Genomic DNA, 12,688 nt, shown 5'->3' on the forward strand with positions numbered 1-12,688 from the left:
TGCGGCTCGGCCCGCCCCGGCCGGCGGGCCATCAAACCGCCGTCGGTGGCGTGGGCGCAGTCGTCAGTGGGCGGCCGGGGTGAGGTCGGCCTCGACGGGCGGCGGGGTGGCCGCGTCGGCGTTGCGGCGGCGGCGCAGCTCGATCGGGAGTACCACCAGGGTGACCAGCGCGCCGAGCGCTCCCGTCACCACGAAGGCCCAGAGTGGCGCGCTGGCGTCGATCACCGCGCCGGCTAGCGGTGCGCCGACCGCGATGCCGACGGTGACCGCCGAGCCGTGCAGACCCATCGCCTCACCGCGTACCTCGGCCGGAACCAGACGGCTGACCGCGTCCGAGCCGGCGGCGATGGTCGGCGCGCAGAGCGCGCCGGCGGGGATCAGCGCCAGGCACAGCAGCCACCAGTGCGCGCCGCCCAGCCCCACCGGAATGGTGCACAGGGCCAGTGCGGCGGTCAGCGCCAGCGGGGAGAACGAGCGGTGCACGGCCCCGTAGGCGAAACCGCCGGCCAGCGAGGCGACCGCCCAGATGGCCAGGACCGCGCCGGTCCAGCCGACCTCGCCGCTGGCCCGCAGGACGGCGACCACCGCCACGTCGGTGCCACCGAGCACCAGGGTCGCGGCGGCGCTCAGCGCCAGGACGGCGAGCAGTCGGGGGGTCAGCCACTCCCGGCGTGGCACCCGCCGCCGTGGACCGGTGGGCTCGGCGGCGCCCCGCATCGGTGGGTTGACCAGCCACAGGGCGATCCCGGCGGCGACGATGCCGCCGCCGACCAGATACATGGTGGTCTGCGCGGAGATCGCGGTGACTAGGGCCACCGCCAACGCCGGGCCGATCATGAAGGACAGCTCCACCGACATCGAGTCCAGTGCGTAGGCCGGTCGGCGTTGGTCATCGGGGACCAGCGCGGCGATCGACTGACGGACCACGGAGAAGATGGGCAGGGCCAGTGAGCCGGCCACGAAGGCGGCCGGTAGGAGCACGTGGTACGCCAGGGAGGGCGCGGTGGACCAGAAGATCGCCTCGGCGATCCCGGTGAGCACCAGGACCGGGCGCAGCCCACGCCGGTCCACCAGTCGGCCGAGCAGTGGCCCGCCGATCGCCGCGCCGATGGTGACGGCCGCACCCACCAGGCCGGCCGCCCCGTAACCCCGATCAAGATCGAGCACCACGTGGAAGGTCAGCGTCACCCCGGTCGCGGTGAGCGGGATGCGGGCGAGGACGGCGACCAGCAGCAGCGACCGCAGGCCGGGCAGGGCGAGCGCCCGCCGGTAAGGCTTCATGTTCACGTGGGTCCGTACCTCCGGCGACATCCTCGACCGGCGGCGGCCCCTTGGCCAACCAATTACCGCCTCATGCGGCCCTGATCACAGGCTTGCCGTGCATGATCACCCCGGCGCCGTCCATCGCCCGGAGGGCCACGTCGGTGGTCGCCGGAGCGACGGCGGCGGTCAACTCGAGCAGCACGGTGGTGGCGAAACCCTCCCGGACGGCGTCCAGCGCGGTCGCCCGGACGCAGTGGTCCGTGGCGATGCCCACCACGTCGACCCGGTCCACGTCGTGTCGGCGCAGCCAGTCGGCCAGGCACTCGCCGTCGTCGGCATGCCCCTCGAAACCGGAGTACGCCGCCGCGTGCTCGCCCTTGTGAAAGATCGCCTCGACCCGGGCGGTGTCCAGTTCGGGGTGGAATTCCGAACCGCTGGTGCCGACCACGCAGTGCCGGGGCCAGGACTCCACGAAGTCCGGCGGATCGCCGAAGTGGGCACCCGGGTCGACGTGGTAGTCCTTGGTGGCGACCACGTGCGCCCACCGGTCCGGCTCGGCGGCGAGTAACCGGGAGATGCCGGCGGCCACCCCGGCGCCGCCGGCGACGGCCAGCGAGCCGCCCTCGCAGAAGTCGTTCTGCACGTCCACGATGATCAGCGCGTTGGCCATCGGGCTTTCCTCTCTCCGTACGGTCGCTCGGTCTCGTTGGGGATGACTCAGCCGGCGGGTACGACGGTGACCGGCACGGCCGGGTCGCCGGTCGAGAGCTTCAGCCCCTCCCACGGGATGGAGATCAGACACTCCCGCAGGTGCTCCCGTGACTCGTCGAGCGTGGGGAGCGGCACCGGCTCGCCGGCGACCACGAATGAATGCTGGAGCAGGCGGTCGTTGGGCTGCCGGTCCGGGACGCCCTGCGGGACGATGACCTCCTCGGTGGCGGTGCCGGTCGGCTTGTGCCGGCGGACCGCGACCTTCCGGCCGCCGATGGTCGCCTTGTGCTCGGAGCGCTTCACCACCGGCCGTCCCTCGACCTCGACCAGCTTGTAGACCAAGCCGGCGGTCGGTGCCCCGGAGCCGGTGACCACGGCCGTGCCGGCGCCGTACATGTCCACCGGTTCGGCGGCCAGCGCCGCGATCGCGTACTCGTCCAGGTCACCGGAAACGATGATCTTGGTCTCGGTGGCGCCCAGCGAGTCGAGCAGCTCCCGGGACTGCTGAGCGATCACCGCGAGGTCGCCGGAGTCGATCCGTACCGCCCGCAGCTCCGGCCCGGCCACCGCGATCGCGTTGCGGATGCCCTGGCTGATGTCGTACGTGTCGACAAGCAGCGTGGTGTCCTTGCCCAGCGTGGCGACCTGCGAGGCGAACGCCGCCCGCTCGTCGTCGTGCAGCAGGGTGAACGCGTGCGCCGCCGTGCCCGCCGTCGGGATGCCGTAGCGCGCACCGGCGGCGAGGTTGGACGTGAACCGGAACCCGGCCAGGTACGCGGCCCGCGCCGCAGCCACCGCCGCCTCCTCGTGCGCCCGCCGCGACCCCATCTCGATCAGTGCCCGCCCCCGCGCCGCGGTCACCATTCGGGCCGCCGCCGCGGCCACCGCGCTGTCGTGGTTGAGCACGGACAGCACCAGCGTCTCCAGCACCACACATTCGGCGAAGCCGCCGGAGACGGTGAGGATCGGGGAACCGGGGAAGAACAGCTCACCCTCGGCGTACCCGTCGACGTCGCCGGTGAAGCGGTAGTCGGTGAGCCACGCCGCCGCCGCCTCGTCGACCACGCCGGTCCGCCGCAGGAACTCCACCTCGGTGGGGTCGAACCGGAAGTCGCGGATCAGCTCGATCAGCCGGGCCGTCCCGGCGACCACGCCGTACCGGCGGCCGCTCGGCAACCGGCGGCTGAACACCTCGAAGACACACCGACGATCGGCGGTGCCGTCCTTCAGTGCCGCGCTGACCATGGTCAGCTCGTAGTGGTCGGTCAGGAGCGCGGGGCGGTGGATGCTCACCGCCCCAGCCTAAGGTTCAGCTCACGTCGCCGCCGTCATGGCCCGGGATCGAGCGTAACGCCGCCCACAGTTCGGCCCGCCCGGTGACGCCGAGCTTGGCGTAGATCCGCTGGAGGTGGTTCTCCACTGTGCGCGCCGAGAGGTAAAGCCGTTCGGCGATGGCCCGGCTCGAAGCGCCGTGCGCGGCGAGGCGGGCCACCTGCCACTCCCGTTCGGTGAGCACCGGCGCGCCGGCCTGCAGCGCCGGCGTCCGGATCAGGTCGCAGCGCCCGAGCAGCCCGGCGAGGCGTTCCCGGGCGTCGTTGGCGGCAGCCGAGTGCCGTTGGCGCAACCGCTGGACGGCCTGGGAGGTGGCCTCGGCGGCGTACACGGTCAGCTCCAGGGCGGCGTAGTCGTCGGCGACCGCGAGCAGATCGGTGGGGGAGTCGGTCACCGCGGCGCGGGCGTGCCGGGCCAGCAGCGGCGGGAGCACCCCGTCGACCCGCTCGGAGAGCTCGGCGAGGCGCTGCGCGACGGTGCGCCGGCCGCCGTCGGAGCAGGTGGGCCCGACCGCCATGCCCGCCTGGTCCAGTCGGACGAGGTCGTGCAGGACGTGCACCTCGTGCCCGGCGAAGCCGTCCGAGCGCAGCCGGTCCACCAGGTCGCCGAGGTGTTTGACCGCGCCCGGCAGGTCACCCGACGCGGCGAGCGACGCGCCCCGAGCCTGCTCCAGCCACGGGTAGAGCACCGCCATGCCCGGCGCGTGGGTGCGGTCGGCTTCGGCCATCGCCGCGACCGCCTGGGCGGCGTCACCGCGCAGCGCCGCCGACTGGGCGCGTTCGGCCTGGGCCAGACCGGCGTAGACCCGACTGGTGGCCAGCACCGCGCAGGCGCCCAGGGAGGTCCGCATGGCCGCGTCGCTCTGCCCGCGCAGCCGGGCCGCGTACGCCTGGAGGATGGCCAGGTAGCCGGTGCCGAGGCGGAAGTCGCCGGCTCCGGCGAGGTCGGCGAACTCGTCGGCCACTATCGCGTCGATCCCGGCCAGGTCACCGGTGAGCATGAGCCGGGTGCCCCGGGCCAGCTCCAGGGCCAACTGGAGGTACGGCATGTCGGTGCGCCAACTGGCCGCGGCGGAGTGCACCTGGGCGATCGCCGTACCGCTGCGGGTCAGCTCGCCCTGCGCGGCCTGGACGTACGCGATCGTGGAACGGGCCAGTTCGCGGGCGGCGACGCCGGCTGCCGGCCGGTCCAGTACTCGTCGGCTGAGCTGCACCGCGGTGGCCGTGTCCAGTCGGTGCAGGCGCATGATCGCCTCGAACGCGTGCACCCGGGACCGGTCGGCGGAGTCGCTGAGCTGCTCGACCCGGCTCGCGATCTCCTCCACCGTGGACTCCCGGCTCAGCCCCCAGTAGCTGACCATGCCGCGTACGGTCAGCCAGCGGCAGAGCCGCCGCTCGTCGCCGGGCTCGGGGGTCACCGCGTCGAGGACGTCGATCGCCTCTTCGGGCCGGTCGGCGAACATCAGGATGGTGGCCAGCAGCTCCGCCGCGTCGTAGCCGCCGTCGGCGTGCAGCGCGGCCCGCGCCAGGCGGGTCGCCAGCGGCACGTCGTAGCGGGTGAACGCCTGCACCGCGGCGTCCAGCAGCAGGGCCGGGTCCTGTGCGGTGCCCGAGTCGAGTCGCCAGACGGCCACCCGCAACAGGTCGTCGCGGCGGCGTTTGCCGACCTGCTCAAGCAGCTCGGCGAGGTGTGCCTGCAGTCGGCGGGTGCGGCTCACCGGGCAGCGGCGGCGCATCACCTCGCCGTAGAGCGGGTGGGCCAGCCGGACGTTGGTGCGCCGGTCGTGCTGGACCACGGTGATCAGCCCGCGTTCCTCGGCGGTCTCCACGTCCGACTGCTCGGCGGCCTGCCTCAGCAGGTGCAGGCCCAGTGGTTCGCCGAACGCCACCAGCTCGACGACCGCGCGGACGCCGTCGGTGAGCTTGCCGACCCGGGTGTCGATGAGGTCGGTCAGGTTGGGCGCCAGCTCCAGTCGCCCGGTCCACTTCCAGATCCCGTACGTGCGCTTCAACTCCGCGCTGCCGTTGGCGGCGTGCACCAGCTCGCGCAGCAGCAGCGGGTTGCCGGCCGAGAGCCGACCGAGCCGCTCGGCGGAGCCGGCGTCGACCGGGCCGCCCAGGATCGCCGCCAGCAGGTCGGTGGTCTCCGCCTGCCGCATCGGGGTCAGCTCGACGTGCTCGACCAGGTCGTCCGTCCAGAGTGCGCGGATCGGCAGCGGGATCTGCTCGCCGTCGCGCAGGGTGCCGACCACTGTGGCGTTCTCGGCGCGGGCGACCAGGTGCACCAGTGCGGCCGAGGGCGGATCAAGCAGGTGGGCATCGTCGATGGCGAGCACGATCCGTCGGCCGGCCGCCTGCTGTTGCAGCACGTTGAGCGCCCAGCGCAGGACGCCGGCGGGGGAGAGACCCTGCGGCTGCTCGGCGGGGAGAACCTGGACCAGCCCACCGAACGGCAGCGCCGCGGTGGTGGCGCTGGCGGCGATGGACCAGATCGCGAACCGGTCGGTGGGCAACGCGCCCACGCCCTCGCGCAGCAACCGACTCTTGCCGATGCCAGCGCTGCCGCTGAAGAAGAGCCCGCGGCCGGCCTCACCGGTCACCGCCTCCAGCAGGCGGTTGAGCTCATCCGTGCGGCCGACGAACTCCCATCGACTCATTCGCGCAGCATATCGACCGGAATCCGTCCGCGCCCGCACCGTCACCCTGCGAAGTTGAGTAATCGCACAATTACCGGTGAGTATTCGAGGTGTTCCGCCCGGTCGCCAGCCCGCCCGTAGTCTTCCGAACATCCGGGTTGACGTACCGGAACTTTCGCGACCGGACCCCCGGTCACCTGCAACGGGAGGCACCTGATGAAGCAGGGCCCTCTCCCCTCGATCGACTCGCCGGACGACATGACCGGCCCCACCGACCTCCCCACCTGCGGCCCGCTCCCCTCCCGGGTCGGCGTGTCCGGCGCCGCCCCGGACGAGCCGCTCGGTGTGGTCGCCGTCGGCCCGGCCGGCGCCGAGCGGCGTGCCGTGCTCGCCACCCTGCTCGGGCTCGACCCGGTCATGCTCACCGTGCCGGCCGGCAGCTGGTTGGTGGTGCGCAACGCCAAGGTGCCGACCCGGGCGGCGTTCGTGCCCGGTTACCGTCAGCCGCACTCGTACGGCGCGGACCGGGACGCCGCCGGCCCGGCGTTGGCCCGCCCGCCCCGGCGGGTCGAGCTGAGCGTGCCCGAGCCACTGCTGCGGCACTTCACCCTGATCGACGTTCCGGACACCGCCACCCTCGGCGTGTCCGGCACCCGGGTGTTGCTCGAAGCGGCGGGCCGAGCCGGCGCGCTGCTCTTCGTGATCGCCGCCGACCAGGCCTTCACCGCCGCCGAGTTGAACCTGCTCGCCGAGGTCGCCCCGACCTCGGTGGAGGTCGTCTTCGCGGTCACTCCCGGCGCGGCGGGTTGGGCGCCGCTGGCCGACGGCACGGCGACTACGGAGGGCGCGGGGGCGTCCGTCCCGCCGGTCGGAGGTGCGGAGACCGAGGTGGATGCGGTCGCGGTGACGGTGGAGGCACACCGGGCGGCGCTCCTGGCCGCGGTGCCGGCGCTGGCCGGCGCGCGGTGGTTTCCGGTGGACGACGCCGACACGGCCGCCGACCTGCGGCGGGCGCTTGTGGGTTGGGCGTCGCGTGAGGGGTTGCAGCGGGCCAGCGTCGACCCACCGGTCCTGCCGGGCCAGCAGGGTCGCGTCGCGGTGGCCGCCGACCCGGGTGACTGGTCCGAACGACTGGACCGGCACGCCCGCTCCTGTGCTCAGCGGATCCGCCAGCACCTCGCCCTGGAGTTGGCGAACATCCACCTGCGGGCCGTTCAGGAGATCGTGTTCGGCGTCGGCTGTGCCGGCCTACCGGATCTCCTCGACCGGGAGATGGCGGCGTTGTCGTTGTTGGCCACCGCGCAGTGCGATCAGGCGGTGCGCGGCATCGTGACCGACGTGGCGTCCCGGGTGCTCGGCGCGCCACCGGCCGAAGGCGTGCGACGCCGGATCGCCGCCGCCGTGCAGTACGGCCTGGCCGATCACCGGCCCGGCCACGAACTGGACAAGGTGCTGCTGATCACCAGTACGGCCGGCGTGGCCGAGTTGACCGGCCCGGAGGCGATCGACGCTGCCGCCAGTTATCCGGCGGCGTCCCGCGACGAGGTGCTCCCGCCGGTCGCGGTGGCGCTCTCCGGCGGGTGCTGGCAGCAGTGGCGTACGCCCGGCAACGACGACCACAGCGCGGCGCGGGCCTGGTCCCAACGGGCGGTGCGTGAGGTCGAGTTGGGGTTGTCCAGGGAGATCTCCCGACGGTTCGAGGTGATCCGCCTCTCGCTGGGCGTGGTGCTCTCCGATGCAGTCGATCACGGCATTCTGCTCGCCTGACGGCGCGCCCACCGGTGGGTCCGGGTCCGGGCCGGACCCCACCTCCGATGGCGTCCGGGGCGGGTCGGGGGTGCCCGGGGTGGGTGATCCGCGCCGGGCCGGCGTTCCGGTTCCTCGGTTCCGGGAAACCGGTGGCACGATGGGGGGCATGGCAGCTCCGCAGGTTGTACCGGTCGAGACGCCGGACACTGACGAGGTGCCGGCGTCCGACCGGCAGTGGGTGACGATCGTGTGGGACGACCCGGTCAATCTGATGACGTACGTGACCTGGGTCTTTCAGAAGCTTTTCGGCTACAGCCGGGAGAGGGCCGAACAGCTGATGCTGGACGTGCACCAGAAGGGCCGTGCCGTGGTCTCCACCGGTGCCCGGGAACGGATGGAGCACGACGCGTCGCAGCTGCACGCGTACGGGCTGTGGGCGACGGTGGACAGATCATGAGCATGTTCCATCGCCAGGCCGGTCGCTACGTCGCCGTCTTCGCCGTCGACGAGGTGCGGGTGCTGCGCAAGGTCGCCACCGAGGTGGTGGGCCTGCTCACCGACGGCTTCGACCACACCGACCCGGTCGTCGGTCGGCTCTTTCCGGCGGTCTACCCACAGGACGCCCCGGGCACCGCCGAGTTCCGCCGCTACACCGAGGGCGACCTGAAGACCGCGAAGATCGATCAGGCGGGGGCGATCCTGGCCGCGTTGCCGGACGACGCCGGCGGCGAGGTGCGGCTGGACGCCGAGGCCGCCGAGGCGTGGTTGCGGGCGCTGAACGACGCCCGGCTCGCGATGGGCGTCCGCCTGGAGATCAAGGATGGCACGGATCTGGGCGAGGAGTTGGACGACGCGGTCGCTGAGGACCCGGGTTCCAGCCGGGTGTTCCAGCTTTCGGTCTACGCCTATCTCGGGTACCTGCAGGAGTCGCTGCTCAACGCCTTGATCGACTAGGGGTGACCGGCACCACTTCGGCCCGTGACCGGCAGGCGTTAGGCTGGTGCACGTGCTGAGCATCGACCGGTCGATCATCGACGCGATCGTCGCCCACGCGCGCCGGGATCACCCCGACGAGGCGTGCGGCGTGGTCGCCGGTCCCGTCGGCAGCGACACCCCGACCCGGCACATCCCGATGGACAATGCCGCGCGGTCGATGACCTTCTACGAGTTCGACTCGATGGAGCACCTGCGCGTGTGGCGGGAGATGGACGACCGGGACGAGGAGCCCGTCGTCATCTACCACTCGCACACCGCCACCGAGGCGTACCCGTCGCGGACGGATGTCTCCTTCGCCGGTGAGCCGGGGGCCCACTACCTGCTGGTCTCGACCCGTGAGCCCGACTCGGAGGAGATCCGGTCGTTCCGGATCGTCGACGGCGTGGTCACCGAGGAGCCGGTCCGTGTCGTGGAGGCCGGTGTCGACCCGCACGCCGTCCAGTCCTACATGTTCGGGCAGAGCCCGGCGACGGTCGATTACGAGTGTTCCGGCCGCTGACCTGTCAGCGCCGCAGCCGTCTCGTCCCGTCACCGTAGGCACACCCGATCGAGGAGTTCGACATCATGGCCATTGAGGTTCGCATCCCCACCATCCTGCGCAGCTACACCGGCGGCGCCAAGGTCGTCGACGGCGCCGGCGACACGCTCGCCGATCTGCTCACCGACCTGGATTCCCGGCACGGCGGTCTGCGCGGCCGGCTGATCACCGACGCGGGCACGCTGCACCGCTTCGTCAACGTCTACGTCAACGACGAGGACGTCCGCTTCCTCGGCGCGCTCGACGCGAAGCTCTCCGACGGCGACAGCGTCACCATCCTGCCGGCCGTGGCCGGCGGCGCGTTCGGCTTCGCCGCCGCTGCGGCGATCAGCTCGCACAGCGCCGCCGCAGCGGGGGCCAGCTCGCACAGCGCCGCCGCGGTGGCCCGCGACGCCGTCGCGGCTCGCTGAGGTCGGCCGCCATGGCGCGGTACGACAGCCTGCTCGACGCCTGCGGGGGTACGCCGCTGGTCGGCCTGCCCCGACTCTCCCCGACGGTGCCCGACGGGGCCCCTCCGGTGCGGCTCTGGGCCAAGCTGGAGGACCGCAACCCCACCGGCAGCATCAAGGACCGCGCGGCGCTGTTCATGGTCCGCGCGGCGGAGGAGGCTGGCCGGCTCCGCACGGGTGACACCATCCTCGAACCGACGAGTGGCAACACCGGCATCTCGTTGGCGATGGTGGCGAAGCTGCGCGGCTACCGGCTGGTCTGCGTGATGCCGGAGAACGTCTCGACCGAACGGGTCCAGCTGCTCCGGATGTACGGGGCCGAGATCATCTTCTCGCCGGCGGCGGGTGGTTCCAACCAGGCGGTCGCCACGGCCAAGCAGATCGCCACCGAGCACCCCGACTGGGTGATGCTCTACCAGTACGGCAACGAGGCCAACGCCCGGGCGCACTACGAGACGACCGGGCCGGAGCTGCTGCACGACCTGCCCAGCATCACGCACTTCGTGGCCGGGCTGGGCACCACCGGCACCCTGATGGGCACCGGGCGTTACCTGCGGGAAAAGGTCGAGGGCATTCAGATCGTGGCGGCCGAGCCGCGCTACGGCGAGTTGGTCTACGGCCTGCGCAACATCGACGAGGGGTACGTGCCGGAGCTCTACGACGCCTCGGTGCTCTCCCGGCGTTTCTCGGTCGGCACCCGGGACGCCGTGCTGCGCACCCGCCAGCTGGTGGAGGTGGAGGGCATCTTCGCCGGGTTCTCCACCGGTGCCATCCTGCATGCCGCGCTGGCGGTGGCGCACGAGGCGGTTCGCGACGGCCGGCGGGCCGATGTGGCCTTCGTGGTCTGCGACGGCGGGTGGAAGTACCTGTCCACCGGCGCGTACGGCGGCACGCTCGCCGATGCCGAGGACGCCCTGGACGGGCAGCTCTGGGCCTGACCGATCTGGTCTTCCGACTACGGGCCGTCGACATCCGTCGACGGCCCGTTCGCTTCCCGGCGTACCGCGAGCGGGTGTCACGTTCGTGACAACTTCCGTTGGATGATTCTTGCCGCCGGGTGCGCCAGCGTAGGCTGCGCAGCGTGGCGTACGCGTCGGTAGAGATCATGGCCGGGACCATCGCCGGCATGGGTGCTACTGATAGTGACAGCGAGACCACTCGATGCGACTGACCGTTCTGGGAAGCGCCGGCAGTTTTCCTGGCCCCGAATCTCCCTGCTCGGCCTATCTCGTCGAGGCCGACGGCTTCCGGCTCCTGGTCGACTTCGGCTCCGGGTCGCTGTCCAGCCTCCAGCGGTACGCGGGGTTGCACGCCCCGGACGCGATCCTGCTGACCCACCTGCACTGTGACCACATGTTCGACGCCGTGCTGTACGTGGTGGTGCGCCGGTACGCGCCGGACGGCCCCTACCCGGCGCTGCCGGTGTACGCGCCCGCCGGTGCGCCGGACCGGCTCAGCGCCGCGTACGGCGACGACGGTTCGGTGGAGGACGTGTACCAGTTCTACGCGCTCCAGCCGGGCACCTTCCCGATCGGCCCGTTCACGGTCACCGTCGACCGGGTCAACCACCCCGTCGAGACGTACGGCGTGCGGCTGGAGCACGAGGGCCGTTCGCTGTGCTACTCGTCGGACACCGCCCCCTGCGAGGCGTTGCTGCGGCTGGCCCAGAACGCCGACGTGTTCCTCTGCGAGGCCAGTTACCTCGACGGCATGGACAATCCGCCGGATCTGCACCTGACCGGTCGGGAGGCCGGTGAGGCGGCGACCAAGGCCGCGGTGGGCCGGCTGCTGCTCACCCACCTGGTGCCCGCCTGGGGCAGCGAGGCGCACACGCTGGAGTCGGCCGCCGCCGCGTACACCGGGCCGCTCGAGGTGGTCCGGCCCGGCGCCAGCTACGACGTCTGACGCACCGAGTCCCGGTTCGCGGGTCCGGGCCGCGGTGTTGTGCCGTACTGTTCGCCGGCCGGTCAGCGGACGGTCGTCTGTCGCACCCGTGGCACCCGCACGGTGTGGGCATGCGGATCGCCATCGTGACCGAGTCGTTCCCACCGGATGTGAACGGCGTCGCCCACTCTGTGGTGCGGACGGCGGAGCACCTGCTCGACCGGGGCCATGAGCCGGTGGTCATCGCGCCCGCCCCACCCGGTGGCCGGCAGGGCATCGACCGGCTGCCGTATCCGGTGGTGCGCATTCCCAGCGTGCCGCTGCCCCGCTACCAGGGTTTCCGGCTGGGCGTGCCGACCAACGCCCGACTGACCGGGGCGCTGCTCTCGGCCGAGCCGGACGTGGTCCACCTGGCCAGTCCGTTCGTCCTGGGCGCCCGGGCGGCAACGCTGGCCAGCCGGCACGGGCTGCCCACGGTGGCCGTCTACCAGACCGATGTGGCGGCGTACGCCCGGGCGTACCGGGTGAGTTGGGGCGAGGCGGCGGCGTGGCGGCGGATCCGCGAGATCCACAATTCGGCGCAGCGCACCCTCGCCCCCTCCACCCGGGCCGCGGCCGACCTGATCGCCAACGGGGTGCAGCGGATCTGGCTGTGGCGGCGCGGTGTGGACGCCGTTCGCTTCGATCCGGCCAAGCGGTGCGCGGCGCTGCGGGACCGGCTGGCCCCCGGCGGTGAGCTGCTGGTCGGCTACGTCGGCCGGCTCGCCCCGGAGAAGCGGGTGGAGTTGCTGGCGGCGACGTCCCGACTGCCCGGCGTACGGGTGGTGGTGGCCGGCGACGGCCCGACCCGCCGCCAGTTGGCCCGGGAGCTGCCCGGGGTGACCTTCCTGGGCGTGCAGCAGGGCGAGGACTTGGCCCGGCTCTACGCCAGCCTGGACCTGTTCGTGCACACCGGACCGCACGAGACCTTCGGCCAGACCATCCAGGAGGCGCTGGCCTCCGGTGTGCCGGTCGTGGCGCCGGCCAGCGGCGGCCCGGTCGACCTCGTCGACCACGGCGTGACCGGGCTGCTGGTGCCGCCGAACGACGGCGACGCGCTCGCCGCGGCGGTGGCCGAGCTGACCGGCGACG

At 72.6% G+C, this 12,688-nt stretch carries 12 protein-coding genes; 8 read left to right on the forward strand and 4 right to left on the reverse strand.

Going from position 1 to position 12,688, the window contains the following annotated elements; all coding sequences use genetic code 11:
• Window positions 1–63 precede the first annotated feature (63 nt).
• The 4 genes from PSH25_RS24490 to PSH25_RS24505 are packed head-to-tail and all read right to left on the reverse strand — an operon-like array spanning window position 64 to window position 5,962.
• The gene (locus tag PSH25_RS24490; RefSeq protein WP_238661307.1) at window positions 64–1,311 is read right to left on the reverse strand and encodes an MFS transporter; all 1,248 of its coding nucleotides are present in this window, start codon (window positions 1,309–1,311) and stop codon (window positions 64–66) included.
• Window positions 1,312–1,351: 40 nt separating this feature from the next.
• Window positions 1,352–1,933: an isochorismatase family protein gene (locus PSH25_RS24495; protein WP_238661308.1), complete on the reverse strand. Its 582-nt coding sequence runs from the start codon at window positions 1,931–1,933 to the stop codon at window positions 1,352–1,354.
• Between the two features lie 47 nt (window positions 1,934–1,980).
• A complete protein-coding gene (locus tag PSH25_RS24500) occupies window positions 1,981–3,267 on the reverse strand; it encodes a nicotinate phosphoribosyltransferase (protein ID WP_238661309.1) in 1,287 nt (428 codons plus the stop codon).
• 16 nt (window positions 3,268–3,283) lie between these two features.
• Window positions 3,284–5,962 (reverse strand): LuxR C-terminal-related transcriptional regulator, encoded by a 2,679-nt coding sequence (locus tag PSH25_RS24505; protein ID WP_238661310.1) that lies wholly within the window; start codon window positions 5,960–5,962, stop codon window positions 3,284–3,286.
• Between the two features lie 195 nt (window positions 5,963–6,157).
• Between PSH25_RS24505 and PSH25_RS24510 the strand changes: the two genes are divergently transcribed.
• The 8 genes from PSH25_RS24510 to PSH25_RS24545 all read left to right on the forward strand — a co-directional run.
• The gene (locus tag PSH25_RS24510; RefSeq protein WP_238661311.1) at window positions 6,158–7,708 is read left to right on the forward strand and encodes a P-loop NTPase family protein; all 1,551 of its coding nucleotides are present in this window, start codon (window positions 6,158–6,160) and stop codon (window positions 7,706–7,708) included.
• A 148-nt stretch (window positions 7,709–7,856) separates the two neighbouring features.
• Window positions 7,857–8,147, forward strand: coding sequence for an ATP-dependent Clp protease adapter ClpS (clpS, locus tag PSH25_RS24515; protein ID WP_238661312.1), 291 nt, complete (start codon window positions 7,857–7,859; stop codon window positions 8,145–8,147).
• Window positions 8,144–8,644 carry a DUF2017 domain-containing protein gene (locus tag PSH25_RS24520; protein WP_238661313.1) on the forward strand — a complete coding sequence of 167 codons (501 nt, stop codon included), beginning with the start codon at window positions 8,144–8,146 and terminating at the stop codon, window positions 8,642–8,644. Before clpS ends, PSH25_RS24520 begins: the two co-directional genes overlap by 4 nt.
• 52 nt (window positions 8,645–8,696) lie before the next feature.
• Window positions 8,697–9,185, forward strand: coding sequence for a M67 family metallopeptidase (locus PSH25_RS24525; RefSeq protein ID WP_030487200.1), 489 nt, complete (start codon window positions 8,697–8,699; stop codon window positions 9,183–9,185).
• Window positions 9,186–9,250: 65 nt separating this feature from the next.
• The gene (locus PSH25_RS24530; protein ID WP_238661314.1) at window positions 9,251–9,634 is read left to right on the forward strand and encodes a MoaD/ThiS family protein; all 384 of its coding nucleotides are present in this window, start codon (window positions 9,251–9,253) and stop codon (window positions 9,632–9,634) included.
• 11 nt (window positions 9,635–9,645) lie between these two features.
• Window positions 9,646–10,611, forward strand: coding sequence for a PLP-dependent cysteine synthase family protein (locus PSH25_RS24535; protein WP_238661315.1), 966 nt, complete (start codon window positions 9,646–9,648; stop codon window positions 10,609–10,611).
• A 223-nt stretch (window positions 10,612–10,834) separates the two neighbouring features.
• Entirely contained in the window at window positions 10,835–11,578 is a 744-nt protein-coding gene (locus PSH25_RS24540) for an MBL fold metallo-hydrolase (protein ID WP_238661316.1), read from the forward strand.
• Window positions 11,579–11,688: 110 nt separating this feature from the next.
• Window positions 11,689–12,688, forward strand: a 1,000-nt coding sequence (locus PSH25_RS24545; protein ID WP_238661317.1) for a glycosyltransferase family 4 protein, incomplete at its 3' end; no start/stop codon positions are given.

The organism is Micromonospora foliorum (assembly GCF_022229015.1).
Classification (GTDB): domain Bacteria; phylum Actinomycetota; class Actinomycetes; order Mycobacteriales; family Micromonosporaceae; genus Micromonospora; species Micromonospora foliorum.